This window comes from Lentzea miocenica (assembly GCF_033949945.1).
Taxonomy (GTDB): domain Bacteria; phylum Actinomycetota; class Actinomycetes; order Mycobacteriales; family Pseudonocardiaceae; genus Lentzea; species Lentzea miocenica.
The window spans coordinates 183,599-208,859 of sequence record NZ_JAXAVW010000015.1; the positions used below are offsets into that span (position 1 = coordinate 183,599).

Genomic DNA, 25,261 nt, shown 5'->3' on the forward strand with positions numbered 1-25,261 from the left:
AGTTATGGAAAAGGCCCTCGGCGCACATCGCGCTGAGGGCCAGTTCCGTCCTCGTCCTTCCGGCCGAGTGCTACTCGGCCGCGTAATCCCGTGGGCTGATACCCCGTAGTACCGGACCGCAGGCCAGGGCCGCTACCAGCGCGACCACCATGCCGACGGCCACGGGAGCGAGCACCCACGGCGTCAGCGGCATTTCGCCGTGGCCGACCAATCCGCGTGCCAGGGTGAGCAATCCGAGTCCGACAACAATGCCCGCGCCGCACGCCGCAATGGTGACGGCGAACACGGGAAGCATTACTTCTCGGCGCAATGCGTGACCCAGGACACGAATTGGTGTGCCGGCCGCGATCAACGCGCCGAACGTGCGCCTGCGGTCGATCACTGACCCGGCCGCGGACACCGCCGCGCCGATGCCGCCGAGCACCGCCGCTATCGAGAGACCGATGATCGTGGCGCGTTGGAGGTCGTCCATCAGCGTGTCGCCGTAGAGGCCGCGCAGCTCGCCGTCCACCAGCCGCACGCCGGGCAACGTGCCGATCAACGCGGTGTGCACGGCGTCGCGGTTCTCCGCTGTCGTCGGCACTCCGACCATCGACACCTTGCCCTCGACGCCCGGCAGGAGTTCCGGATCGATCACCCCGCTGATCCGGCCGTACCCCGCGAACGGCCGTGTCTCGTACTGCGCGGGCAGCTTCGCGGTCACGGCGTTGTCCCGCGCGTTCGACTTGAACTGGTCACCGTTGAACTTCCCGGACGTGTACACGGCAGGTCCCTCCTGACACGTCAGACCGTTCAGCACCTGCGAGACGTCGGCGCACTTGCCGACGATCACGTACGGGCCGTAGTCGTTCTCCTTGCCCGTGCTCACCGTGCCGTCCAGCATCGTGACGATCGGCGCGGAGGTCGCGAGCCGCAGCGATGTCACGTCGTGGCCCACGTCCTCCGCGACGATCGCGTCCGTCTTCCACGTCTCGTCGCGGTAGGGCACCTGGCTTTCCAAGCCCGGCAACATGGTCAGCGCCATCGAGCCGGTGAACACGGCGATCACCACACCGGCCGAGCCGCGGAACGCGGCCACCGGGTCACCCGACAGCCTGCGCCCCGCCAGCAACGTCGACGGCCTGCTCCACCGTCCTACGAAGAACCGGCCGACCCAGGCCGTCAGCACCGGTCCCGCGAGCACCAGCGCGAACGCCACCGCGCCGAGGCCGAGGAGCACGACCGTGAACTGGCCGTCGCCACTGGCTTCCTGCGCGTACATGATCCCCAGGAAGAACACGCCCATCGCCCCGGCGATCATCAGCAACCGCCACGACCGCACCCTGCGCTTCTCCTCCGCCGCGAGCGGCCGGTTCACCACCCGGCGCAGTCCCATGATCGCCGCCGCGATGACCAGCACCGGTGCGAGCACGGCCACGGCCACCACCACTGCGGGCGACGCCCCGAAGTCACCCGGATACCAGGTGCCGCCCTCCCACGGGATCTTCGCGGTGATGTGGCTGAACGGCTGTGCGAGCACCACGCCCAGCACGCTGCCGACGACCGCACCGACCGCTGTCTCCACCGCGGTCATGATCACGACCTGCCGCGGGCTGGCACCGGCGAGCCTCAACGCGGCGAGCCGACGTTCTCGTTTCGCCGCCGTCAGCCGTGCGGCCGACGCGACCAGCACCAGACACGGCACGACGAGCACCACGAGTCCAACGCGCGTGAGCAGGTAGAGCATGCCGTGGTAGTCGTCGCGGTACGAGCCGCTGCCGCCCTCCAGACCCGCTGCCTGGTACCCGCTCTCGACCTTGTCATGGCCGATGATCGCGACGAGTTCGTCCGGGTACTTCAGGGCTTCCGGCCCGAGCACGCCGACCTGCGTGCCGGGGAACCGGTTGCCGAGCTTCTCCGCGGGCGTGCCGCGGACGAGCTCGGCGAGCGCGGGGGACAGCAGCACCTGGCCGGCCTCCGGGAACTTCCCGATGCCCTTGGCCACCGGCACGTCACCCTGCTGGTTGCGCGCGACGTCGAACCGTTCGATGAGCTTGCCGTCGAACGAATCCTTGTTCACCGCAACGGAGATCGGGCCCTTCTGGCTCTGTCCCAGCACATCGCGCCACGCCGTGCGGTCCGCCCGCGCCTGCAGGCCGTTCGGTGCGGCGAGGAGCCACAGCACCAGCGACACCGCGATCATCACGCCGAGCGCGACCAGCACGGTGGCGACCTGGCTGCGGCGGTCCCTGCGCAGCACCGCGAGCGCGATCCTCACGCGGACACCGCCTCTTCGATCACCTTGGGCGCGATCCGGCCGTCCTGGATCTCGACGACGCGCAGCGCCCGGTCCGCGATCGCCTTGTCGTGCGTGACGATCACGACGGCCGCGTTGGTCTCCTCCGCGGCCTGCAGGAGGGCGGACATCATCTCCTGGCCGGTCCGCGTGTCCAGGGCGCCGGTCGGTTCGTCCGCGAAGATCACCCGCGGCCGGTGCGCCAACGCTCGCGCGATCGCCACCCGTTGCGCCTGCCCGCCGGACAGCTCGGCCGGCCGCCGCTTCTCCAGGGTCTGCAGGCCGAGCCGCGCGAGCCACAGCCGGGCCGCGCCGAGCGACTCCTCCCGCGAACGGCCGGCGAGCAGCATCGGCAGCGCCGCGTTCTCCTCGGCCGTCAGCTCGGCGACGAGCATGCCCGACTGGAACACGAACCCGAACGCCGTGCGCCGGAGCTCGCTGCGTCCTGTCTCGTTCAGCTCGCCGATCGCGCGCCCGTCGAGGAACACGTCGCCGCTGTCGGCGCGCAGGATGCCGGACAGCACGTGCAGCAGCGTCGTCTTGCCGGAGCCGGACGGACCGACGACCGCCAGCACGTCCCCGGCCTTGATGTCGATGTCCACCCCGGCGAGCGCGTGCACGTCGCCGTAGGTCTTGACCAGGCCACGAGCGGCCAGAACCGAATTCATGCACTCAAGGTGCCGGGTACCGGCCGGGAAAACCTCAGCCTTGACGACACACCGGATCAGCCGGATGACCGAGGCCGGAGAGGTGTGGTGGTCCTACCGTTGTCTCCCGTGGACAGTCATCGGGGCCAATGGCCGATCGCCGCCGCTCTCGCGTTGCTGATGCTCGGCGAGCTGGTGCTGATGAACGGGCCGGGCAGCGCCGAGGCGCTGGTGTGGCTGCTCAGCGTGCCGCCGTGCATCGCGGCCGTCACGTCGTTCAAGTCACGTGCGTTCGCCATCCCGGTGACCGTGACGTCGATCTTCGTGTCGTCGTTCATCTTCCGGCTCTTCAACGTGAACCTGCCCACGCTGCTGAGCCCGCTGACCGTCGCCGAGACCGCGGCGTGCCTGGTGCTCACCGCCGTGATCGTGCGCGAGGAGCCGCGCCGTGCCGCCACGTGGTCGGTGGGCTCCCTGGTGGCCGTGAGCTTCTTCGCCGCCGTGGTGCGGGACAACTGGATCTCCAGCAGCAACTACAACGAGATGCTCGGCTCGCTCGTGCTGGGTTTCACGGCGGTCGGCACCGGCCTGTACTTCCGCGCCAGGGACTCCGAGAGCGGCAGGCTGATCGCGGCCGCCGTCACCGACGCCCAGAAGGAAGAACGGATCGCGCTGGCCCGCGAGCTGCACGACGTGGTCGCGCACCACGTGACGGGCATGCTCGTGCAGGCTCAGGCCGCGCTGGAGGTCTCCGACGACGACCCGCGCGCCGCCCACCGGTTGCTGCCGGGCATTGTCCGATCGGGCACGGAAGCGCTGGGTGCGATGCGGCGCATGGTCGGCACGTTGCGGCAGGGCGAGAGCGAGGCGGCGACGACCGATCTGGCTGCGGACGTCATCTCCACCGTCGAACGCACCCGCGAGCTGGGCTTCGAGACCAGGCTGCGGATCGACCTGCCCGACGAGGTGCCGCCCGAGCTCGGCCGCTCGGTGTTGCGCCTGGTCCAGGAGTCGCTCACCAACGTGCACAAACACGCCCAGTCCCCGACGATGATCGACGTGGACATCTCCCGGACGCAGGCCGGCGCGCTGCGCGTGATCGTCGCCGACGACGGCCGGCCCGGCGAGCTGAACCAGGGCGGATACGGTCTCGTAGGTATGCGTGAGCGGGTCGACCTGCTCGGCGGCCTGTTCTCGGCGGGCCCGCGTGAGAACGGCTGGCAGGTGCTCGCCGAGCTACCCCTGGGAAGGAACAAGTGATCTCGGTCCTCATCGCCGACGACCAGGAGATGGTCCGCGTCGGTTTCCGGATGATCCTGGAGAAGCAACCGGACATCACGGTGGTCGCGGACGTGCCCGACGGCATCGCCGCCGTCACCGCCGCTCGTGAGCTCAAGCCGGACGTGGCGTTGCTCGACATCCGCATGCCCGGCCTGGACGGTCTCGAGGTCACCAAGAAGCTCTCCCCGACCACGAAGGTCGTCGTCGTGACCACCTTCGACCTGGACGAGTACGTGCACACGGCGTTGGAGAACGGCGCTTCCGGGTTCCTGACGAAGGACGCCGGCCCGGCGCTGCTGGTCGAGGCGGTGCGGGCGGCGGCTCAGGGCAACGCGCTGATCTCGCCCCAGGTCACCGTCCGGATGCTGGAGCACTTCGCCCGTCCGGCGGAGCGGCCCGATCTCGGACTGCTGACCGCGCGCGAGCAGGACGTCGTGCGGGAGGTGGCGCGCGGGCTCAGCAACCAGGAGATCGCGTCGGAGCTGTTCCTGTCGCTGTCGACGGTGAAGACGCACCTCGCGTCGGTGCAGACGAAGCTCAACGTGCGCAACCGGGTGGGGATCGCCTCGTGGGCCTGGCGAGCGGGCCTGGTCAACTCCTGACCCTGGCTGTCATGGCGTCTGCAAGTACCCCCAACCCATGATCAAACCACCGCTGACTACACCCATCCTGTTCGGTGAACGCCGAACAGGATGGGTGTAGTTGCGCGCTTGTTGATGTTGAGTTGGTGGTACTTGCAGACGCCAGATCAGACACCCATGGGGTGCCAGACCGTCTTCGTTTCGAGGTAGGCGCGCAGGCGCGACATGTCCGGCGTGACGGCGAAGTCCTCGCTGACCTTGTTGCGCAGCACGCGCTTCACCGTGCCGGCCGCCGAACGCTCCAGGTCGGTGCGCAACGACTCGGGTGCGCCGGTGAGGTCGAGCGCGTTCACGTCGGCGTGCGACGCGAGCCACGGCGCGATCTCCGCGGTGCGGCCGGTGATGATGTTGACCACGCCACCGGGCACGTCACTCGTGGCGAGCACCTCGGACAGCGTGATCGCGGGCAGCGGGCGGTCCTGCGAGCTGATGACCACGCAGGTGTTGCCGGACGCGAGCACCGGTGCGATCACGGACACCAGGCCCAGCAACGACGACTGCTGTGGTGCCAGCACGGCCACCACGCCCGTCGGTTCCGGCGTGGAGAACGAGAAGTACGGGCCCGCGACGGGGTTCGAGGAACCCAGCACGGCCGCGATCTTGTCCGTCCAGCCCGCGTACCAGACCCAGCGGTCGATCGCGGTGTCCACAAGGGACTGAGCTTTCTTCACCGGCACGCCCTCGGACGCGGCGACCTCGGCGATGAACTGCTCGCGGCGGCCCTCCAGCACCTCGGCCACGCGGTACAGGACCTGGCCGCGGTTGTAGGCCGTGGCGCCGGACCAGCTGCCGAAAGCCTTGCGGGCGGCGGCAACCGCGTCGCGGGCGTCCTTGCGGGAACCCTGCGCGGCGTTGGCGAGGAAGGTGCCCTTCGCGTCGGACACCGGGTAGCTGCGCCCGGACTCCGAGCGCGGGAACTTGCCGCCGATGTAGAGCTTGTAGGTCTTCGCGACCGTGATGCGATCAGACATCGAGGTAGGCCTCCAGACCGGTGCGGCCGCCCTCACGGCCGAAGCCCGACTCCTGGTACCCGCCGAACGGGGCGGTCGGGTCGAAGCGGTTGAACGTGTTGGACCACACCACACCGGCGCGCATCTTCTGCGCCATCCAGAGAATGCGCGAGCCCTTCTCCGTCCACACGCCGGCGGACAGGCCGTACGGCGTGTTGTTCGCCTTGGCCACGGCCTCCTCTGGCGTGCGGAACGTCAGCACCGACAGCACCGGCCCGAAGATCTCCTCGCGGGCGATCCGCATCGCCTGCGACACGTTGGAGAAGACGGTCGGGGCGAAGAAGAAACCCTTGTCCGGCAACGGGCAGGACGACGTCCACCGCTGCGCGCCCTCGGCGTCGCCGGACTCGGTCAGCTCCTTGATCCTGGTGAGCTGCTCACGCGAGTTGATCGCGCCGACGTCGGTGTTCTTGTCCAGCGGGTCGCCGACGCGCAGCGTGTTCACCCGCGCGTGCAGCTTCTCGATCACCTCGTCCGCGACGGATTCCTGCACCAGCAGGCGGGATCCGGCGCAGCAGACGTGGCCCTGGTTGAAGAAGATGCCGTTGACGATGCCCTCGACGGCCTGGTCGAGCGGCGCGTCGTCGAACACGATGTTCGCGGCCTTGCCGCCCAGCTCCAGCGTCAGCTTCTTCGACGTGCCGGCCAGCTGCCGCTGAATGATCTTGCCGACGTCGGTCGACCCGGTGAACGCCACCTTGTTGACGTCCGGGTGCTCGACCAGCGAGGCGCCGACGTCACCGGCGCCGGGGATGATGTTGACGACACCCGGCGGCAGGTCGCACTGCTGGATGATGTCCGCCAGCACCAGCGCCGTCAGCGGCGTGGTCTCGGCCGGCTTCAGCACGACGGTGTTGCCGCACGCGAGCGCGGGCGCGATCTTCCACGCGGCCATCAGCAGCGGGAAGTTCCACGGGATCACCTGTCCCGCGACGCCGAGCGGCTTCGGGTCCGGCCCGTAGCCCGCGTAGCCGAGCTTGTCCGCCCAGCCCGCGTGGTAGAAGAAGTGCGCGGCGGCCGTCGGCACGTCGACGTCGCGCGACTCCTTGATCGGCTTGCCGTTGTCGAGCGACTCCAGCACCGCGAGCTCACGCCCGCGCTCCTGGATCTGCCGCGCGATCCGGTAGATGTACTTGGCCCGCTCGGCACCGGGCATCTTCGACCACACTCGGTCGTAGGCCTTGCGGGCGGCCTTGACCGCGGTGTCCACATCGGACTGCGACGCGGTCGAGACCTCCGCCAGCACCTCTTCGGTGGCCGGGTTGATGGTCTTGAGCGGTTCGCCGGTGCCCTCGACGAACTTGCCGTCGACGAACATCCGGTAGTTCGGCTTGAGGTTCGCGATGTCCCGCGACTCGGGCGCGGGGGCGTATTCCCACATGTCTTCTCAGTCCACCGTCACGTAGTCCGGGCCGCTGTAGTGGCCGTCCAACTGGGTCCGCCGCTGCATGAGCAGGTCGTTCAGCAACGTCGACGCGCCGAACCGGAAGAGGTGCGGGTCGAGCCATTCCGGCCCGGCCACCTCGTGCACGGCCACCAGGTACTTGATCGCGTCCTTGGTGCTCCGGATACCACCGGCGGGCTTGACCCCGCGCAGCTCACCGGTCTGGCTCTGCCAGTCCCGCACCGCCTGCAACATCACGTGCGTGACCGGCAACGTCGCGGCGGGCTGCACCTTGCCGGTAGAAGTCTTGATGAAGTCACCACCGGCCAGCAGCGCGAGCCAGGACGCACGGCGCACGTTGTCGTACGTCACGAGCTCGCCGGTTTCGAGGATCACCTTGAGGTGCGTGTCCCCGCAGGCTTCCTTGATCTTGACGATCTCCTCGAACACCTGCCCGTACCGCCCGCTGAGGAACGCGCCGCGGTCGATCACCATGTCGACCTCGGTCGCACCCTGCTCGATGGCGAACCGCGTGTCCGCGATCTTGATGTCCATCGTGCTGCGGCCACTGGGGAATGCCGTCGCGACGCTGGCGACGTTGATCCCGGTGCCCTTGAGCTCGTCGGCCGCGGTTTTGACCATGTCCGGGTAGACGCAGACCGCCGCGACCTTCGGCACCTCCGGCCGATCAGGGTCGGGCCGGCGCGCCTTGGCGGCCAGGCTGCGCACCTTGCCGGGGGTGTCAGCGCCCTCCAGCGTGGTCAGGTCGACCATGCTGATCGCCAGGTCGATGGCGTGCAGCTTGGAGGCCTTCTTGATGCTCCGCGTGCCGAGGCCCGCGGCTCGTTGCTCGACGCCGACCTGGTCGACGCCGGGGAGCCCGTGCAGGAAACGCCGCAGCGACGATTCGTCGCGCGTGGCGTCAGCCAGGGCCGACGGCAGTGTCGTTGGAGCAGCCATGCTCGGGAGTCTAAGCGGAATGGGACGCCCGTCCTAAGTGAGGCGATTTGTGCAGGTCAGCCCGGCTGAGCGGCACGGTTCGCTCGTCGATCTCCGGTGCGTCCTGCGCGGCGCTGCCGGTGCGCTTGAGCTTCTGCCACGGCAGCACGGCACCGGCCAGCGCCGTGATCACGGACTGGATGACGACCAGGTACATGAGCTGCCGGTAGACGACCGGTTGCAGCGCGACCGCCCACAGCGGCCGCAGTCGTTCGCCGTCGAGCCGGAACGCGATCACCGCCGGAATCAGCTGCAGCACCAGGAACCCGAGCCAGGCGACCGCGCCGGCCACCGGATCGGTCCACAGGCTCAGCACCGCGAACACGTCGATCGCGGGGGCGAGCATCGGCAACGCCACCTGGTAGAGGAAGAGGTACGGCAGCGCGCGACGGCCGAGCTTGCCGCCCAGGCCGCGTTCGAAGATCGCGCCGCGGTGCTTCCACATCGCCTGCAACGTGCCGTAGCACCAGCGATAACGCTGCCGCCACAGCTGACCGAGGCTCGCCGGCGCCTCCGTCCACGCCCGTGCGGACTCCTCGTAGACCGCCGACCACCCGGCTCGTTCCAGTGCCATCGTCAGGTCGGTGTCCTCGGCCAGGGTGTCCTCCGGGACGCCACCGACCTCGCGCAACGCCTCCACCCGGAAGCCGCCGACCGCGCCCGGCACCGTCGGCATGCACTCCATGACGTCGTACATCCGCCGGTCGAGGTTGAAGCCGATCACGTACTCGATGTGCTGCCAGCGGCCCAGCAGCCCGGACCTGTTGCCCACCTTGGCGTTGCCCGACACCGCACCCACCACCGGGTCGGCGAACGGCTGCACGAGGTTCGCGACGGTCTGCGGTTCGAGCACGGTGTCGCCGTCGACCATCACGACCAGCTCGGTCCGGGTGTGCCGCAGGCCGGTGTTGAGCGCCGCCGCCTTGCCCGCGTTCCGCTGGCGCACCAGGGAGACGTTGGGCAGGCGCAGGCTCTTGACGACCTCGGACGTGCGGTCGGTCGAGCCGTCGTCGATCACGATCACGTGCACGGGGTTGGTGCTTGAGAGGATCGTGCGGACGGTCGCTTCGACGCCTGCTTCCTCGTTGTAAGCGGGCACGAGCACCGTCACCATCTGCGGTCGCAGCCGCGGTGCGTGCTTGCCGGGCTTCCGCCGCGCGTGGATCGCGGTCGTCACCAGCAACACCGCGGCGCGGGCGAGCGCCAGCACGCTGGAGATCACGACGAGCCACGTCAGCAACTCGGTGACGAACCGCGAGAACCGCACGGCGAGTGACACGGCCGTGCCCTCGGCACGCTCCGCGGTCGTCGCGGGCGTGGTGGCCTGTTGCACGCCGAACGCCTCACCGGCGGTCTGGAACGCGAAGCCGCGCTCCTTCAGGCTCGGGATCAGCTTCTCCAGCGCCGCAACGGTCTGCGACCGATCGCCACCGCCGTCGTGCATCAGCACCACGGCGCCCTTGGTGTCCTTCGGCGTGGCGTTGGCGACGACGGCATCGATGCCGGGTCTGCGCCAGTCCTCGCTGTCGAGATCGGAGAGCAGCACGAGGTTGCCCGCCGCGGTGATCCGCTCGATGCCGACCAGGTCCTCGTCGTCGACGGCGTCCGGCCGGTTCGAGTACGGCGGCCGCACGAGCCGGCTGGACTTGCCGGTGCCGCTCGCCACGACCAGCCCGGTCTGCCCGAGCTCGACCCTGGCACGGGTCTCACCGACTTTGCCCAGGTCGACGTGGGTGAAGGTGTGCAGCCCCACCTCGTGCCCCTCGGCGTCGAGGCGCTCCAGCACGTCCTGGTGCTGCGCGGCGTTCGCGCCGGTGACGAAGAAGGTGGCCCTGACGTCGTTGCGCCGCAGCACGTCGAGGATCTTCGGCGTCCACTCGGGGTCCGGTCCGTCGTCGAACGTCAGCACCACCGTGCGGTCCGGCGTCGTGCGCGAGCTGAGCCCCGGCCCGGCGTCGCCGACCAGCGGCCCGCCCTGGTGCAGGCTCTCCGGCACGGTGTTCGCGGGCCCGGCGGTGGGCGCGGCGCCCTGGCCGACGCGTCCGACCACGAAGGTGTCCAGCAGCAACGCGCAGAGCAGCACCACCATGCCCAACCCCAGCAACACCCAGTGGGCGCGGGGCTGCGGCCTCACGGCTTGCCCTGACCGGGCGCGCTCGGCCGGTTCGACGCCCCCGGCGGATCGGTGCGCTTGTTGCCGTTCTCGGACGTGGAGGTCGCCGTGGTGACGCTCGACACCGTGGTCGTCGAGGTGGTCGACGGTGGCGTGGTGGTGGTTTCGTTGCGTGGCAACGATGTTGCTTCGGGTGACGAAGCAGGGACGTCCGTCGTGACGATCGTGGGCACGGCCGCCTCGGGAATCGGCAACAGCGACGTCGGGCTCACCGGGCCGCCGGCCAGCGCGACCACGAGAAGTACCAGGTAGGCCAGCACACCGGCGGCGACTGCGCCCATGGCGATGCGCATCACCTTGCGGCGGCGGCCACTCGGATCAACGAACACAGGTCTGTCAGAGGGAGTCGTCATGACCTTCGCGGGGGGAGGCGTGTGGACGCCGGAGGTTAACCGGCTACGCCGTCCAGCGGAAGTCCTTCACCAGCCCAGCCTCGCGAGCCCGTCCAGGACGCACTCGTCGAGGCTCGGGTATCCCTCCTGCTCGTGCCCGGCGGCGAACAGCACCGACCTCGATCCGAGGCGGTACTGGACGATCAACAACTCACCTGTCTCGTCGACCGCTTCGAACACGTCCGCGTACGTGACGACGCCGGCCGGTCCCACCCGTTCGACGAGGTCCGCCAGCAGCATCAGTCGAGGAGCTCGCGCAGGATGCTGGACTTCTTCCGCTTCGGCCCCTTGACCTCCACGCCACCCATGAGGGCGAGCCCGGTGATCCGCACCGTCGGCGCACCGGGGATGTGCCGGCGCCCCGGCGCGTGGTCCTCGAAGGCGCCCATGAAGCCGAACCCGTCGACGTTGATGTTGATGTCGTCGGGCACGCGGATCTCGACGCCGCCCCAGAACGCGAAGCAGCTGATGGTGACCTCGGCCTCGGCGAACCGGGCGTGGGTCAGGTCGATCTCGATGCCGCCCATGACCGCCACGGCGTTGTGCACGCGCGGAACGACCCACTGACCCTTGCGGTTGACGCCGGACCAGAACGCGATGGACGTCGCACTGCCGGGCTGGCCGCCGATGCGGTCGCTCACCACCGGCTGGTACTGCGGTCCCACCGCGGGCTGCGGCAGGCCGCTCAGCACCAGGTCCGCGGTGATGGGGATGAGCTCGCCGTAGGTCTTCGCGGCGTAGACGGCCACCAGCCGCTCATCCAGCTCGTGGATGTCCAGGCGGCCCTCGGCGGTCGCCTTGTGGAGCACTTGCGCGATCCGTTCCCGGTCGGCGTCCGAGGCGCGCATGTGGTTCTGGTCAGCGGGTACCAGCTCGTCGCTCACCCGATCGAGTGTAGGACTCTCACTTGCGGTTCGGGGCGTACTTGACCGTGATCGCAAAGGCCATCACCAGGAGCGCGGCGAGGCCGGCGGCGAGCGTCGGGCTGTGGCCCCAGAGCAGGGGCAGCACGCCGATCAACACCGCCAGCGACGCCGACACACCCAGGATGACCAGCGGGGATTCACACAACTGCTGGACGGGCTTCTGTTCGATCGTCACCGTTCGCACCTCCGCGTCTCAACTGGCTACGAGACACTTCGGAGTCGTTCAGCCGGTTCTGTACTCCCGGATCGGGTTGTGCGGCCACTGAATCGGGTGGTCATCGGAACGGGTTGGTAACCGGAGGGTCAGCCCGTCGCAATGACTTCTCCAGCGCCTCCATCTCCGTCCGGGGTGCCTCGCCCTGGGCGAAACCGACACCGCCGCGCAGCGCGAGGCGGACGCCGTTCTCGAACTCCAGCTGGATGTCGCCGCCGTCGTCGAAGACGCGGTTGAGCTTCCAGGAGGTCTGGACGGTGTACGGGATCTTGATCGCGACGTGCTCGTCGAACCGCAGGGTTTCCGCGAGCCGCTGAGCCCGATCGCGGTCGTCGGGGAAGCCCTCCACCGACACGACCGCCCACGCGCGCGGCGACCATTCGACGGCTACCGCGTTACCCGTCCACATCGCGCGCTTGCCGTTGACGTCCGGCAACGGCTCGCCCGACGGCTCGCGGAAGCTGCCCGCCGCGAACACGTTCACGCTGCCCTGCTGGTCGCCGTTCCCGACCGGCCTGAGGTAGATCACCTGCACGTCCCGCCCGATGATGTAGTTCACCGGCTTGAGCCCGTCCGTCGCGCTCACGCTGATCGTGCGCACCAACGGGTCGAACGGCTCGGCGGCGACGTGGTTCTGGGTGGGCTTGACCAGGACGGGCAGCACGCCCGCGATGATCAGCACGAACACCCCGGCCGCGGCCACCCGCAACGTCTTGGTGCGCTTGCCCGACCTGATCGCCCGCTGCACGCTGACACCGTCGGAAGCGGGAACGTCCATGGTGCGCAACGGTCCTAGCAGCCGTGCACCGTCCTCTTCGGACATCACTGAGTCACTCCCAACTGGGTGCGCAGGGCCGAGAGTCCGGCCGACGTCTGGCTTTTCACGGTGCCTTCCGAGCACTGCAGAGCGCGCGCGACCTCGGCCACCGGCAGGTCGAACAGGAACCGCAGCACGAGAACCGCGCGCTGGCCCGGTGGCACGCGCATCAGGGCGACCCGGACTTCCTCGCGGGTCTCGAAGCTGTTCTCGAAGTCCGGGCTCGCGACCGCGGGAAACCCGTCCACGCGGTCGAACAGGCGCACGCGGCTCCACGGCCGCCTGCGTTCGTTGAGGAACGTGCGGACGAGGATCGCCCGCACGTACGCGTCGAGGTTGTCGGCGGCCCTGGCCCTGCGCCAGCTCGTGTACAGCCGCGTGATCGCGACCTGCACGACGTCATCGGCGCTGTGCACGTCACCGCAGAGCAGATACGCGGTGCGCCGCAACCAGGGCAGCGCCGCCGTGACGTACTCGGTGTACTCGTTGTCAGCCAACCCTCCCCCTTCCGTCCGCACTCAAGACACGGCGCGGAGGGAGCGCGGTTGGGTGACCTGGGTCACGCGGTGGGCTGGCGCAGTGGCAGTCCGGCGGTCCGGTAGATCGAGTCGATCACCGTCATGTTCTTCACCGCGTCGTCCGCGGTCGTCGGGAACGGCTTGCCGTGCAGCACCGCGTCGGTGAACGCGTCCAGCTGGTAGGCGTAGGTCGCGCGCCGCCCGAACTTCTCGGACGAGCTGTGGTTCTTGAGCTTCAACGACAACTTGTGGAACGTCTGCGGGCCGAGCGGGTTGAACACGCTCAGCGTGCCGTTCTCGCCGATGGCCTTCATCGACAGCTTGAACACCGACGACGACCACAGCGACGCGTGCACGGAACCCGTGTGACCGGAGGGGAAACGCAGTGAGGCGCGCATCGCCCGATCGATGGAAGGCCCGCGCAGCAACGCTCGTGCCGACCGCACCTCGGGTTCCTCGTTGCCCAGCAGGCGCGCCATGTGCACGGCGTAGCAGCCGGCGTCCATCATCGCGCCGCCCGCGAGCGAGTAGTCGTAGCGAATGTTCGAGAACACCGGCAGCGGGAAGCAGACCGAGGCCTCGACGTGCCGCAACGGCCCGAGCACGCCGGACTGGATGATCTCGGCGACCCGCATCGCCAGCGGGTGGTAGCGGTAGTGGAACGCCTCCATCACCACGAGCCCGGACGCGTCGGCGGCCTTGGCGACCTCGGCCGCTTCGGCGGCGTTGGCCGTGAACGGCTTCTCGCACAGCACGTGCTTGCCGGCTTCCAATGCCGCCAGCGTCCACTTGCCGTGCAGGCCGTTCGGCAGCGGGTTGTAGACGGCGTCGACCGCCGGGTCCGCGAGCAGGTCCTCGTAGGAGCTGTGCACGCGCGCGATGCCGTGCTTGTCCGCGAAGGCCCTGGCTCGTTCGGCCGACCGCGCGGCGACCGCCACGACCTCGGCGACGGTGGAGGAGCGGGCCGGCCGGATGACAGCGGGCGGCGCGATCATGGCCGCGCCGAGCACTCCGATGCGCACGTGGTCTGTCACGCGGCCGACCCTACACCTTCAGTTAACGGCGTTCACTCCGTCAGATCCGTTTCGCGCGTGGGGAAGAAGGAGATCTTCTCGATCGGCGCCGGGTCGGACCAGTTCCACGACTCCATCTGGCGGCGCGACCGCCTGCCGAAGAACGCGCGCCACAGTTCGTAGCCGTCGACCTCCAGCGTGATCGGGCCGTCGCCGAGGGCGCCGAACTCGGTCTTCACCGTCACCTCGGTCAGCACGCGCGGGGCCATCCACACCAGGGTCGGCTGCCACACGGCGTCCGGCAGGCGTTCGCGGCCGAGCGCGGCGCGCAGGTCGGCCTCGTGCGTGATCGCGTCCAGCGCGAGCTGGAACGGGAGACGCTCCATCTCGTCGATCTGCTCGGCGGAGACGTTCCACTGCTCCAGCAGGTCGTCCGCGGGAACGCCTTCGCGCTCGGCAACGTGGCGCGCGGTCCACTCGTCCGACGGCGCACCCTCCATGCGGCCGCTCACGAGATCGGACGCCTCCCCGGACAGGTGCGCGATCACCTGGTGCACGGTCCACTCAGGACAGGCGGGCACGGTGCGGGCGAGCTCGTCGGCGGTCAGGCCCATCGTCAGCCCGACGATGCGCTGACGTGCCTCGCGGTAGATCTCTTCGAACACCCCTAGCTCCTCCCAGCGGTTACGGTGTCGAGCATGGACGTCCTCGTCGTCGATCATCCACTCGCCAAGGCGAGACTCACAACAATGCGTGACGCGCGCACGGACAACGCCGCCTTCCGCGCGGCGTTGCAGGAACTCACCGTCATGCTGGTCTACGAAGCGATGCGCGAGGCGCCGCTGAAGGAAGACCGCACGCACACGCCGGTTGCTCGTACCACCGGCTACAAGCTCGCAAACCCGCCGCTGCTGGTGCCGGTGCTGCGGGCCGGCCTGGGCATGGCGGACCAGGCGCACAAGCTGATCCCGGACGCGCAGATGGGGTTCGTCGGGCTCGCCCGCGACGAGGAGACGCTGCAGCCGACGCCGTACATGGAGTCGCTGCCGGAGGACCTCGCCGGACGGCCGGTGCTCGTGCTCGACCCGATGCTCGCGACGGGCGGCTCGATGGCGTACACGATCCGCCTGCTGACCCAGCGCGGCGCGACCGACGTGACGGCCGTGTGCGTGCTCGCCGCACCTGAGGGAATCAACCATCTCGAGGACTCGAAGCTCCCGTGCCGTCTCGTTACGGCTTCGGTGGACGAGAGGTTGAACGATTCCGGCTTCATCGTGCCTGGCCTGGGCGACGCCGGTGACCGTCTGTACGGGGCGGTTTAGGACATACCTCCGATCGGACGTAGCAGTGGTCTAGACCTCAGGCCTATCGTGCTGTGGACCACATCGCCGCTGCCGCGAACGACTTAGGAGACTCATGTCCAGACGGAGATGGGGTGTCGCCGCTCTTGCGGTCGGCGCCCTGTCCGCGTCGCTGGCTCATGCGCCCGCGAACGCCGACGTCGAGACCAATGGGCACCACGGTTACTCGAAGACCCGCACCGTTGGGTACTTCATCCAGTGGGGCGTGTACGACCGGAACTTCCGCGTCAAGAACCTCGTGGACAGCGGGGCCGCCGCGCGGCTCACGCATCTGAACTACGCCTTCGGTTTCCTCGACGAGGCCGGCAAGTGCGTCAGCGCCGACCCGTGGGCCGACTGGCAGATGCCGCACACCGCCGAGCAGTCCGTGAGCGGCAAGGCCGACGAGGCCGGTCAGGCCCTGATGGGCAACCTGAACCAGCTCAAGCAGCTCAAGGTCAAGTATCCCAAGCTGAGGATCAACATCTCGCTGGGCGGCTGGACGGGCTCGCGCTACTTCTCCAACGCCGCGCTGACGCCTGAATCGCGCGCCGCGCACGTCAAGTCGTGCACCGACATGTGGATCAAGGGCGACCTGCCAGGCCTGCCCGCGGGTGCCGCCAAGGGCGTCTTCGACGGCATCGACCTCGACTGGGAGTGGCCCGCCAGCAACGGCAACATGCTGCCGCCCAACGTGGTGCGCCCCGAGGACAAGCAGAACTTCACCAAGCTGCTCGCCGAGTACCGCAAGCAGATGGGCTGGAACCGCGACCTGACCGCGTTCCTCCCGGCCGACCCGGTGCAGGTCGATCGCGGCTTCGAGGTCTCGAAGGTGTTCTGCTACCTCACCTTCGGCACGCTGCAGGGCTACGACTACCACGGCGCGTGGGACGCCCCGGCGAACCAGCAGTCCGCGCTGCGGGTGCCCAAGGGCGACCCCTCGGAGTTCGAGTTCAGCTCCGAGGTGACGGTCAACGCCTGGCTGCGCCGCGGTGCTCCGCGCTCGAAGGCGGTGCTCGGCGTCCCGTTCTACGGCCGCGGCTGGGACGGCGTCGCCCCCGGCACGCGCAACGGCCTGTTCGGCACCGGTGTGCCGGCGCCGGCCAAGTACGAGGCGGGCTACGAGGACTTCCACCGCATCACGGCGAAGCTCTCCGAACCCGGCAACACCTACAAGATCTACCGCGACGAGCGCGCCGGCTTCGCGTGGATCTACGACGGCAAGACGTGGTGGACCTACGACGACGCGACGGAGATGAAGCGCAAGGCTCGCTTCATCAACGACCGCAGGCTCGGTGGAGCGATGATCTGGTCGCTCGACGGTGACACCGCTGACGGTCAGCTGATCAAGGCGCTCGACGGCGCCCTGAAATAGCCGCCCTGAAATAGCCGCACTGAAGTAATGCCCTGCAGTTAGGCCGCACCAGAACGGACTGTCCGGATCGGACAGTTCAGCGGGTCCGGGGAGGTTTCGCGGCGGCCGCCTCCCCGGATTCCGCAAGCCACCCCCTGCCGTGCGCGCGCAACGCCCGCTCGTAGGTGGCGGCGGGATCGATGCCCGGCGGCAGGTTTCCGTTGAGCTCCAGGCTCACCAGGCCGTGCGCGATGCCCCACATCGACATGGCGATCTGCTCGGGGTCCTCGTCGAGGAAGACCTTCCCCTCGACCGCCCGCCGCACCGTGTTGATCACCGGCGCGAACGTCCGGCCCGCCGCGCGGCTCATCGCCCTCGTCGGTTCGACGACCTTCGAGTAGAGCACCGAGTAGAACTGCGGGTCCGCGAGCGCGCTGCGCCGGTACGCCAGCCCGATCTGGACCAGGTCCTCGGCGGGGTTCTCGGTGACCGCCACGGAGGCCAGGTGCGTGCCGAACCGGTGGAACGCCTCGTCGTAGAGCGCGTCGAGCAACGCCGGTTTTCCGCCGAAGAGGGAATAGACCGCCGTGGTCGACGTGTTGACGTCGGTGGCGATCTTCCTCAGGCTCACCGCGGCGGGGCCCTCGGTGCTGAGCAACTCGCCCGCCCGCTCGAGCAGACGTCGTCGCAGAGCGTCGTCGTGGGTCTTCGGCCGCGGCATCACGCAATCCTAACGGCCGCTGGTCTGCGTGGTATCAGATTGGTACCGTCCCCTGCATGGCGATGACCTTGCGGTTGACCGAGGAGGAGAACCTGCGGCTCGCCGAACTGGCGCAGGCCGAGGGTCGCTCCAAGCAGGACGTCGTGCGGCTGGCGATCGCGGACCGTTACCAGCGCATGCAGCAGGAGGAAAAGCTCGGCGAGGTGCTCGGGCGAGTCCTGCCCAAGTACCGAGGTCTTTTGGATAGGCTCGGATCTTCCTGAAACTGTCAGACCTCTGTGATCAACTGGGTGCCGTGATCTCCTACCTCGACGCCGGGGACCTCTTAGTGCTGGCCACGGCCGTGACCGGTGGCGACCTCGTCGTCAGGGACATCGGCCTGCTGGACACGGCGGCCTACCGTCCCCGCGCCACCGTGCTCGGCGTGGAGGCCTACGACACGCTGTGGCTGAAGTCCTCCGCTTTACTCGACTCGATCGTGCGAACCCGCCCTCTCGTCGAGGGAAACTGGCGGCTGGGCTGGGTGTCCGCCGTCACGATGTGCGACATCAACGGCTACTGGATCGACGCCGACGAGGACGACGCGCTGGACCTCGTGCGCGCTCTCGGCCGCGACAAGATCGACGTCCCGGAGATGGCCGGCCACCTCGAAGCGTGGGGACTCCCGAAGGATTCCGCTTGACCTAGAGCGCGCTCTAGGTCATAGCGTCGAAGGCGTGAGTTACTCGATAGCCCAAGCCGCGCAGCGCAGTGGGTTGTCCATCGACACCTTGCGCTACTACGAACGAATCGGGCTCGTCGACCCGCCCGCGCGTGACTCGGGTGGTCGCCGCAGCTACTCGGAGGAGGACCTCGGCTGGCTGGCCTTCGTGACGCGCCTGCGCACGACCGGCATGCCGATTCGCATGATGCGCGAGTTCGCGCAGCTCAGGCACCATGGCGACCTGACGGCAGGCCGCCGCAAGCAGATCCTCGTCGAGCACCGCAACGACGTCCGCGCCCGCATCGCGGAGCTGCAGACGTCCCTTGAGGTGCTGGACTACAAGATCGACCACTACGCGGTGGTAGAGCGGGACTTGGAGGCGACGGCGTGAGCCGTTTGTTGGGATCGTTGGAGGTCGGGCCGCAGGGGCTCGGCTGCATGGGAATGTCGGAGTTCTACGGCGCCGGCGACGAGTCGGAGTCGATCGCGGTCATCCACCGGGCCCTGGAGCTCGGCGTGACGCTGCTCGACACCGCCGACATGTACGGGCCGCACGTCAACGAGGAGCTGGTGGGCCGCGCGATCGCGGACCGTCGTTCCTCCGTCGTGCTGGCCACGAAGTTCGGCATCGTGCGCGACGGCGACCGACGCGGCGTGCGAGGCGATCGCGAGTACGTCCGTGCGTCCGTCGAAGGGTCTCTGAAGCGGCTCGGCACCGACGTCATCGACCTGTACTACCTGCACCGGGTGCCGACGGACACGCCCATCGAGGAGACCGTCGGGGCGATGGCCGAGCTGGTCACCGAGGGCAAGGTGCGGTTCCTCGGCCTGTCCGAGGCGGGCGCGTCGACGCTGCGCCGGGCCCACGCGGTGCACCCGATCACGGCGCTGCAGAGCGAGTGGTCGCTGTGGTCGCGGGACATCGAGACCGAGATCGTGCCGACCGCGCGTGAGCTGGGCATCGGTCTGGTGCCGTACTCGCCGCTCGGCCGTGGCGTGCTGACCGGCCGTTTCACGTCGGCCAGTGACTTCGGTGCGGGCGACTTCCGGAGCGTGGCGCAGCCGCGGTTCTCCGGCTCGAACCTCGACGCGAACCTCAAGATGGTCGAGGAGCTGCGCGCTCTGGCCGCCGACCGCGGCGTGACCGCGGGTCAGCTGGCGTTGGCCTGGGTGCAGCACCGGGGCGACGACGTGGTGCCGATCCCGGGCACCAAGCGGATCAAGTACCTGGAGGAGAACGTCGCGGCGGCCGCTCTGGAGCTGTCCGCCGACGATCTCGCCGCGATCGAGGCCGCCGTGCCCGCGTCGGCAGTGGCCGGTGACCGGTACCCGGACATGAGCTCGATCGGCCGTTAGAACATACGTTCGAAGATATCCCCAGGGTTGTCCACAGGTTGGGGACAAGAAGCTGTGGACAACCCTGGGTTCATGTGGACAACTGGGCCGCGACGGTGGCCCCGAGCTCCCAGCACGCCTCCAGGTCGGCCTTCGACGGCTCACCCGTGACGACGACGTGCTGGGCGGCCTTCTCCCAGCCCAACCCGGTCGTGGCCGTCTCCACGCCGCGCACCGCACCCGTCGTGTCGTTGTTGCCGTGCACGTAGAGCCCGAACGGCCTGCCGCGCGTGGAGTCGAGACACGGGTAGTAGACGGTGTCGAAGAAGTGCTTCAACGCACCGCTCATGTAGCCGAGGTTCGCGGGCGTGCCCAGCAGGTAGCCGTCGGCTTCCAGCACATCCACAGCGGTTGTGGACAACGCGGCCCGGCGCACCACTTCGACGCCCTCGATCTCGGGCGTGGACGCGCCGGCGACCACGGCCTCGAACATCGCCTGCACGGCGGGCGAGGGCGTGTGGTGGACGATCAACAACCTGGCCATCAGTAGTCGATCTCGTAGTCGTCGGGGTTCGGCGGTGTGTCGTCCACGTGCATCGCCTTGAGGTCCTCCGAGGTCACCTTCTCGACGGTAGGCCCCATGAGGCCGATCAGCTCCTCGACGATCTCGAAGTGCAGCTCCCGGGACCGCACGTTCAGCTCGCCGATCTGATTCACCCGGTCCAGCACCCCGGTGCCTTCCAGCTTGCGGAGGAGCAGGCCGGCCTCGCCGAACGTGCTCATCGGTCCCCTGACAGCCGCGTTCGAGTCGAGCGTGGCGCGCAGCATCATGAACAGCGCCATGTCGGCCTTGAGATCGATGCCGAACGCTTTCAGCAGCCCGTCGCGCAGGCGTACCTGGTGCGCTTTCATGTCGTCGCTGAAGCCGCCGCGGAACATGTCGAGGCCGCGCTTGCTGTCCGGATGCGCGTCGAGGACGGCCTGTGCCAGGTCATGGCGGGTGTATTCCACGCGTGGCAACCTAGTTCAACGAAGTGGTGTGCTCGCAACGTCATCAGAGCGAGCGACCATGGAACCCCGAAGGCGGAAAGGCGTCCTGAAGGGTGTACACAGGAGGGACCATGAAGACCACTGCCCTTATGCACACCAGTCCTCGTCAGCGTCGCATCACCTGGGGTTTCGGCCTTGCGATCGGTATCGGGATGATCGGCATCGGGCCCCTCTTCGCGTCGTTGTGGCCGGGGTTCGACCACAGCCCGTGGGACGTCAACACGATGTTGCTCGGACTCGGCGTGGGGCTCTGCGCGATCGCGTACATCTTCGGGCGGATCGCTGTCGCGGCAGTGACCGAGGGGCGTCGCGGCGCGATCGCCCCGCCGACCAGAAGGGCCTACTGGGTGGCCGGCGGGGGCTTCGCTCTTGCCGCGCTGTGCCTGATGATCGCGCTCGCCGGCTGATCTAACTCACGAGAGCCGTTACCCGTTCCCGCAACTCGGCGAGCCGAGCCTGACCAGCCGCACGGGCGGACTCCAGTCCGTCCGTGACCGGCTCGACGATCTCCAGGTACGCCTTGAGCTTCGGCTCGGTGCCGGACGGTCGCACGACCACGCGCACGCCGTCTGCCGTCCAGCGCAGGACGTCCGCGCTGGGCAGCAGGTCTTCCGACGCGAAGTCGGCAGGCGGTTCCGCGCGCAGCCGTGCCATCGTCGCGTCGATCAGGCTCAAGTCGGTGTAGCGCAAGGAGACCTGGTCGGTCAGGTACAGGCCGTGGTCCAACGCCAGCTGGTCCAGGGCGTCGAGCAACGTCCGTCCGGACGCCTTCAGGCCGGCCGCCAGATCCGCGGCCACGACGGCAGCCGACACTCCGTCCTTGTCCGCGACGAAAGTTGGGTCAACGCAGTTGCCGAGTGCTTCCTCGTAGGCGAACACCAGGCCTTCGCCCGCCCGCGCCAGCCACTTGAAGCCGGTCAGCGTCTCCGCGTACCGGGCACCGTGCGCCGCCGCGATCGACTTCAACAGCGACGAGGACACGATCGTCGTCGCCACCAGCGGGTCCGCGGACTCGGTGGTGGACAGCACGAGCGAGCCGAGCAGCACGCCCGTCTCGTCACCGCGCAGCATCCGCCACGTGTCGCCGTCGCGCACGCCCAGCGCGCACCGGTCGGCGTCCGGGTCCAGGGCGATGGCCAGGTCCGCGTTCACCGATGCCGCGAGGGAGAGCAGCTCGTCGGACGCGCCCGGCTCCTCGGGGTTCGGGAACACCACGGTCGGGAAGTCCGGGTCCGGCACCGCCTGCGACCGCACCACGTGCACGTCGGTGAAACCCGCGCGCCGCAACGCTTCCACGGCGAACGCGCCGCCGACGCCGTGCATCGGCGTCAACGCGATCTTCAGCGCGCGCGCCTGGCCGGAAGGCAGCGCGGCCACCCGGTCCAGGTACGCGTCGATCTCGGCCTCGGTCACCGTCGAGTACGAAGGTGAACGCGGCACGGAAACCGCTGCCGGAACGGCCTCGATCGCCTTCTCGATCTCCCCGTCCGACGGCGGCACGATCTGCGAACCGCCGGACAGGTAGAGCTTGTAGCCGTTGTCGGCGGGCGGGTTGTGCGACGCGGTGATCTGGATCCCCGCCACCGCGTTGTGGTTGCGCACCAGGAACGCCAGCACCGGCGTCGGCAACGGGTCCGGGAGCATCCGCACGTCGAAGCCCGCGGCCGCCATCACCTCGGCTGCGGCCGTGGCGAACTCCTCCGACCCGTGCCGGGCGTCGCGACCGACGAACACCAGGCCGGGGGATCCGAGCCAGGACGCCAGCCCGGCGGTCGTGCGGACCACGGTGGCCACGTTCATGCCGTTCGTGCCCGCCCGCACCGGCCCGCGCAGCCCGGCGGTGCCGAACGTCAGCGGCCCGGCCATCCGGTCCTGCAACTCGGCCAGCGCGACGGAATCACCGCCCATGGCACGAGCCAGCACTCCCTGCAGCTCCTCGCGGGTGGCCGCGGTGGGGTCGTCGGCGATCCACCGGAACGTCGCGTCACGCAGGGCCGGCGTCAGGCTCATGCCCGGTCCACCAGCTCGCGCAGCAGCGTGCCCATGCGCTGGGCGGCGGCGGCACCGGCCTCCAGCACCTCCTGGTGGTTCAGCGGCTCGCCGGTGATGCCCGCCGCGAGGTTCGTGACCAGCGACAGGCCGAACACCTCGACACCCTCGGCGCGTGCGGCGATGGCCTCGTGCACGGTCGACATGCCGACCAGGTCCGCGCCCATGGTGCGCAGCATCCGGATCTCGGCGGGCGTCTCGAAGTGCGGCCCGGGCAGCCCGGCGTACACGCCCTCCTCCAGCGAGGAGTCGATCTCCTGCGCCAGCTTGCGCAGCCGCGGCGAGTACAGGTCCGTGAGGTCCACGAACCGGGCGCCGACCAGCGGCGACAGCGTGGTCAGGTTGAGGTGGTCGGAGATCAGCACGGGCTGCCCGACGGCCATGCCCTGCCGCAGGCCACCGGCGGCGTTGGTCAGCACGATCGACGACACACCCGCGGCAGCGGCGGTGCGCACGCCGTGCACGACCTTCTGGACGCCCTTGCCCTCGTAGCCGTGCGTGCGGCCGAGGACGACGAGCACCTTCTTGCCGCCCACCTCGACGGAACGGATGGTGCCGCCGTGGCCGAGCGCGGTCGGCGCTTCGAAGCCCGTCAGTTCACCGACTGGGATCTCGCTGACCGGCTCGCCGATCACGTCGGCGGCGGGCCGCCAGCCGGAGCCGAGCACGATCGCGATGTCGTGCTTCGCCACGCCGGTGCGGCTCTGGATCTCTTCCGCGGCCTTGCCGGCCAGCTCTTCTGGAGTCACCGCGAGAGCTTAAACCGGTGCGAACGTCGAGGCGATCGCGTCGAAGAGACGGACTCGCGCTTCGTCTTCCTGTTCGGTCGGCACGATGACCTCGACCACCCACAGGTCGTTGCCGTGCGGGAGCACGCGAGAGAAGTGCGACCTCCTCAGCGCGTTGGGTTCGTCACCCTCCACCGTCCGGTAGATGAACTGGATGCCGTCCTCGATGCGCGGCCCGGCGAGGTTCGGCGTCGGCACCTTCTCGCCGCCGAAGAACCGGTTCGGCCACCGCGCCTGCACGCTCGACGTGTACGTGTTGATCGTGCGCTTCGGGTAGTAGTCGGGGAACCGCTGCACCGTGACCTCGTACGCGCCGGTGCCCGACACGAAGTGCACCACCGAGGAAGGCGGCATCAGCTTGTCCGCCGCGCGCTGTTCGCTGTAGGTCGACCAGCTCGCCTCGACGTTCAGCGTGAACTTCCCGCCCTGGTCGCCGTTCGCGGTGATGGCCAGCGCCGTCCGCGGTTCCAGCGTCGCGGACGTGGGCAGGGTCGGCAGCGTCTGCAAGGTCTGTTCGGTCGGCGGCAGCAGCGGCGCGCCAGCGGCCAGCCGGGTCAGCGCGAAGCCGCCGCCCGAGCCCGCCACGAACAGCAGTACGGCCACGAACACCATGAACGTGGTGGCCACCCGCCCGCGCGGTTGTTGCGGCGGGATCGGCTTGGTGATCATGAACGGCAACGGGCCGGGGTCGTCGGCCAGCGGAGCGTCCGGCTCGATCTTCGGTTTCGGTCGCACGACGATCGGCAGCTGCACCGACTCGCGGACCTCGAACGCGTCGGTGCCGGGCTCCGGCAGCAGCGAGTAGACCTGCCTGCGCACGTCGACCAGCGACAGCCGCGCGGCCGGTTCCTTCTGCATCAACCCGCTGATCACCGGCGCGAGCCGCCCGGCACCCGCAGGCACCGGCACGTCGCCGTTGATCACCGCGTTGATCGTCTGCATGACGTTCTTGCCCACGTACGGCGGCTCACCGGCCATCGCGGCCCACAGCGTCGCGCCGAGCGACCACCGGTCAGCGGCCGCCGACACGTCACCGCCCTGCGCGACCTCGGGCGCGATGTAGGCGGGTGTGCCCAGCGTGATGCCCCGCGCGGTCATGGTGGCCTCGGCGACGTTGCGCGCGATGCCGAAGTCGGTGAGCTTCACCCGGCCGTCGTCCGCGATCAGCACGTTGCCCGGCTTGACGTCCCGGTGCGTGATGCCGACCCGGTGCGCCGCCGCCAGCGCCGCCGCGACCGCGTCCAGCACCGCCGCGCCCTGTTTCTCGGTGAGGCAGCCCTGCTCCTGCAGCAACTCGCTCAGGCTGCGCGACGGCACGAGCTCCATCACGACGTACGGGTCGCCGTCGTGCTGCACGACGTCGTAGAGCGTGACGAGGTTCGGGTGGGAGAGCGCGGCGACGGCACGTGCCTCGCGCATGGTCCGTTCCCGCAGCTCATCGGCCGCGACATCGGTCATTCCTGGCGGCCGCAGGATCTCCTTCACCGCGACCTGCCTGCGCAGCACCTCGTCGTGAGCAGCCCAGACGGTGCCCATGGACCCTCGCCCCAGCAGATGCAGCAGGCGGTACCGAGCCGCGATCAAGCGCTCCTGGTCACCGTTTTCCACTGGTTCATTCTTCCTGACAGACT

Annotated in this window: 29 protein-coding genes; 9 read left to right on the plus strand and 20 right to left on the minus strand. The window is 69.1% G+C overall.

The genetic code is table 11. The features are described 5' to 3' along the window. Positions 1-70: 70 nt before the first annotated feature. Both SK803_RS20030 and SK803_RS20035 read right to left on the minus strand, forming a co-directional pair. The gene (locus tag SK803_RS20030; RefSeq protein ID WP_319967544.1) at positions 71-2,257 is read right to left on the minus strand and encodes an FtsX-like permease family protein; all 2,187 of its coding nucleotides are present in this window, start codon (positions 2,255-2,257) and stop codon (positions 71-73) included. Beyond that, positions 2,254-2,943 (minus strand): ABC transporter ATP-binding protein, encoded by a 690-nt coding sequence (locus SK803_RS20035; protein WP_319967545.1) that lies wholly within the window; start codon positions 2,941-2,943, stop codon positions 2,254-2,256. Before SK803_RS20035 ends, SK803_RS20030 begins: the two co-directional genes overlap by 4 nt. 108 nt (positions 2,944-3,051) lie before the next feature. Here SK803_RS20035 and SK803_RS20040 point away from each other — a divergent pair, with 108 nt between their 5' ends. Next, a complete protein-coding gene (locus SK803_RS20040; protein WP_319967546.1) occupies positions 3,052-4,182 on the plus strand; it encodes a sensor histidine kinase in 1,131 nt (376 codons plus the stop codon). Beyond that, positions 4,179-4,805, plus strand: coding sequence for a response regulator transcription factor (locus SK803_RS20045; RefSeq protein WP_319967547.1), 627 nt, complete (start codon positions 4,179-4,181; stop codon positions 4,803-4,805). The genes SK803_RS20040 and SK803_RS20045 overlap by 4 nt, the downstream gene beginning before the upstream one ends. A gap of 146 nt (positions 4,806-4,951) precedes the next feature. Here SK803_RS20045 and SK803_RS20050 read toward each other — a convergent pair whose 3' ends face one another. The 12 genes from SK803_RS20050 to SK803_RS20105 all read right to left on the minus strand — a co-directional run bounded on the left by SK803_RS20050 (position 4,952) and on the right by SK803_RS20105 (position 14,955). Further along, positions 4,952-5,815, minus strand: coding sequence for an aldehyde dehydrogenase family protein (locus tag SK803_RS20050; protein WP_319967548.1), 864 nt, complete (start codon positions 5,813-5,815; stop codon positions 4,952-4,954). After that, positions 5,808-7,235 carry an aldehyde dehydrogenase family protein gene (locus SK803_RS20055; protein WP_319967549.1) on the minus strand — a complete coding sequence of 476 codons (1,428 nt, stop codon included), beginning with the start codon at positions 7,233-7,235 and terminating at the stop codon, positions 5,808-5,810. Before SK803_RS20055 ends, SK803_RS20050 begins: the two co-directional genes overlap by 8 nt. A 6-nt stretch (positions 7,236-7,241) precedes the next feature. After that, positions 7,242-8,198, minus strand: coding sequence for a deoxyribose-phosphate aldolase (gene deoC / locus SK803_RS20060; RefSeq protein ID WP_319967550.1), 957 nt, complete (start codon positions 8,196-8,198; stop codon positions 7,242-7,244). A 10-nt stretch (positions 8,199-8,208) separates the two neighbouring features. Beyond that, positions 8,209-10,371: a bifunctional polysaccharide deacetylase/glycosyltransferase family 2 protein gene (locus SK803_RS20065; RefSeq protein WP_319967551.1), complete on the minus strand. Its 2,163-nt coding sequence runs from the start codon at positions 10,369-10,371 to the stop codon at positions 8,209-8,211. After that, on the minus strand, positions 10,368-10,703 hold the full coding sequence (locus SK803_RS20070) for a hypothetical protein (protein WP_319967552.1): 336 nt from the start codon (positions 10,701-10,703) through the stop codon (positions 10,368-10,370). The genes SK803_RS20065 and SK803_RS20070 overlap by 4 nt, the downstream gene beginning before the upstream one ends. A 126-nt stretch (positions 10,704-10,829) precedes the next feature. Continuing rightward, positions 10,830-11,042, minus strand: coding sequence for a hypothetical protein (locus SK803_RS20075; protein WP_319967553.1), 213 nt, complete (start codon positions 11,040-11,042; stop codon positions 10,830-10,832). Continuing rightward, the gene (locus SK803_RS20080) at positions 11,042-11,686 is read right to left on the minus strand and encodes a DUF1707 SHOCT-like domain-containing protein (protein WP_406601554.1); all 645 of its coding nucleotides are present in this window, start codon (positions 11,684-11,686) and stop codon (positions 11,042-11,044) included. Before SK803_RS20080 ends, SK803_RS20075 begins: the two co-directional genes overlap by 1 nt. 19 nt (positions 11,687-11,705) lie before the next feature. Further along, positions 11,706-11,903, minus strand: a complete 198-nt coding sequence (locus tag SK803_RS20085) for a hypothetical protein (protein ID WP_319967554.1) — start codon at positions 11,901-11,903, stop codon at positions 11,706-11,708. 100 nt (positions 11,904-12,003) lie between these two features. Further along, positions 12,004-12,765 (minus strand): hypothetical protein, encoded by a 762-nt coding sequence (locus SK803_RS20090; protein WP_319967555.1) that lies wholly within the window; start codon positions 12,763-12,765, stop codon positions 12,004-12,006. Continuing rightward, positions 12,765-13,256 carry a SigE family RNA polymerase sigma factor gene (locus SK803_RS20095; RefSeq protein ID WP_319967556.1) on the minus strand — a complete coding sequence of 164 codons (492 nt, stop codon included), beginning with the start codon at positions 13,254-13,256 and terminating at the stop codon, positions 12,765-12,767. The genes SK803_RS20090 and SK803_RS20095 overlap by 1 nt, the downstream gene beginning before the upstream one ends. A 62-nt stretch (positions 13,257-13,318) precedes the next feature. Continuing rightward, entirely contained in the window at positions 13,319-14,311 is a 993-nt protein-coding gene (locus SK803_RS20100) for a Gfo/Idh/MocA family protein (protein WP_319967557.1), read from the minus strand. Between the two features lie 32 nt (positions 14,312-14,343). Then, positions 14,344-14,955: a maleylpyruvate isomerase N-terminal domain-containing protein gene (locus SK803_RS20105; protein ID WP_319967558.1), complete on the minus strand. Its 612-nt coding sequence runs from the start codon at positions 14,953-14,955 to the stop codon at positions 14,344-14,346. Between the two features lie 33 nt (positions 14,956-14,988). Here SK803_RS20105 and upp point away from each other — a divergent pair, with 33 nt between their 5' ends. Both upp and SK803_RS20115 read left to right on the plus strand, forming a co-directional pair. Next, positions 14,989-15,612, plus strand: a complete 624-nt coding sequence (gene upp, locus SK803_RS20110; protein ID WP_319967559.1) for a uracil phosphoribosyltransferase — start codon at positions 14,989-14,991, stop codon at positions 15,610-15,612. Positions 15,613-15,706: 94 nt separating this feature from the next. After that, positions 15,707-17,005: a glycoside hydrolase family 18 protein gene (locus tag SK803_RS20115; protein WP_319967560.1), complete on the plus strand. Its 1,299-nt coding sequence runs from the start codon at positions 15,707-15,709 to the stop codon at positions 17,003-17,005. Between the two features lie 76 nt (positions 17,006-17,081). Here the strand turns inward: SK803_RS20115 and SK803_RS20120 are convergent, their stop codons facing one another. Then, the gene (locus tag SK803_RS20120) at positions 17,082-17,705 is read right to left on the minus strand and encodes a TetR/AcrR family transcriptional regulator (protein WP_319967561.1); all 624 of its coding nucleotides are present in this window, start codon (positions 17,703-17,705) and stop codon (positions 17,082-17,084) included. Between the two features lie 56 nt (positions 17,706-17,761). Between SK803_RS20120 and SK803_RS20125 the strand changes: the two genes are divergently transcribed. The 4 genes from SK803_RS20125 to SK803_RS20140 are packed head-to-tail and all read left to right on the plus strand — an operon-like array spanning position 17,762 to position 19,764. Beyond that, a complete protein-coding gene (locus tag SK803_RS20125; protein ID WP_319967562.1) occupies positions 17,762-17,968 on the plus strand; it encodes a ribbon-helix-helix protein, CopG family in 207 nt (68 codons plus the stop codon). Between the two features lie 32 nt (positions 17,969-18,000). After that, positions 18,001-18,387 carry a type II toxin-antitoxin system death-on-curing family toxin gene (locus SK803_RS20130; RefSeq protein WP_045315410.1) on the plus strand — a complete coding sequence of 129 codons (387 nt, stop codon included), beginning with the start codon at positions 18,001-18,003 and terminating at the stop codon, positions 18,385-18,387. Positions 18,388-18,421: 34 nt separating this feature from the next. Further along, on the plus strand, positions 18,422-18,799 hold the full coding sequence (locus SK803_RS20135) for a MerR family transcriptional regulator (RefSeq protein ID WP_319967563.1): 378 nt from the start codon (positions 18,422-18,424) through the stop codon (positions 18,797-18,799). Between the two features lie 47 nt (positions 18,800-18,846). Then, positions 18,847-19,764, plus strand: a complete 918-nt coding sequence (locus tag SK803_RS20140; RefSeq protein ID WP_319967597.1) for an aldo/keto reductase — start codon at positions 18,847-18,849, stop codon at positions 19,762-19,764. A 70-nt stretch (positions 19,765-19,834) separates the two neighbouring features. Here the strand turns inward: SK803_RS20140 and SK803_RS20145 are convergent, their stop codons facing one another. Further along, positions 19,835-20,287 (minus strand): flavodoxin family protein, encoded by a 453-nt coding sequence (locus SK803_RS20145; RefSeq protein ID WP_319967564.1) that lies wholly within the window; start codon positions 20,285-20,287, stop codon positions 19,835-19,837. Continuing rightward, positions 20,287-20,754, minus strand: a complete 468-nt coding sequence (locus tag SK803_RS20150; protein ID WP_319967565.1) for a hypothetical protein — start codon at positions 20,752-20,754, stop codon at positions 20,287-20,289. Before SK803_RS20150 ends, SK803_RS20145 begins: the two co-directional genes overlap by 1 nt. A 110-nt stretch (positions 20,755-20,864) precedes the next feature. Here SK803_RS20150 and SK803_RS20155 point away from each other — a divergent pair, with 110 nt between their 5' ends. Then, complete coding sequence (locus tag SK803_RS20155) at positions 20,865-21,200, plus strand: hypothetical protein (RefSeq protein WP_319967566.1); 336 nt, start codon at positions 20,865-20,867, stop codon at positions 21,198-21,200. A gap of 1 nt (position 21,201) precedes the next feature. Here the strand turns inward: SK803_RS20155 and SK803_RS20160 are convergent, their stop codons facing one another. From SK803_RS20160 to SK803_RS20170, 3 genes are read right to left on the minus strand one after another with little or no spacing between them, the layout of a single operon-like run. Beyond that, positions 21,202-22,803, minus strand: coding sequence for a phospho-sugar mutase (locus SK803_RS20160; RefSeq protein ID WP_319967567.1), 1,602 nt, complete (start codon positions 22,801-22,803; stop codon positions 21,202-21,204). After that, positions 22,800-23,591: a purine-nucleoside phosphorylase gene (locus tag SK803_RS20165; protein WP_319967568.1), complete on the minus strand. Its 792-nt coding sequence runs from the start codon at positions 23,589-23,591 to the stop codon at positions 22,800-22,802. Before SK803_RS20165 ends, SK803_RS20160 begins: the two co-directional genes overlap by 4 nt. Positions 23,592-23,600: 9 nt before the next feature. After that, positions 23,601-25,238, minus strand: coding sequence for a serine/threonine-protein kinase (locus SK803_RS20170; protein ID WP_319967569.1), 1,638 nt, complete (start codon positions 25,236-25,238; stop codon positions 23,601-23,603). Positions 25,239-25,261 lie beyond the last annotated feature (23 nt).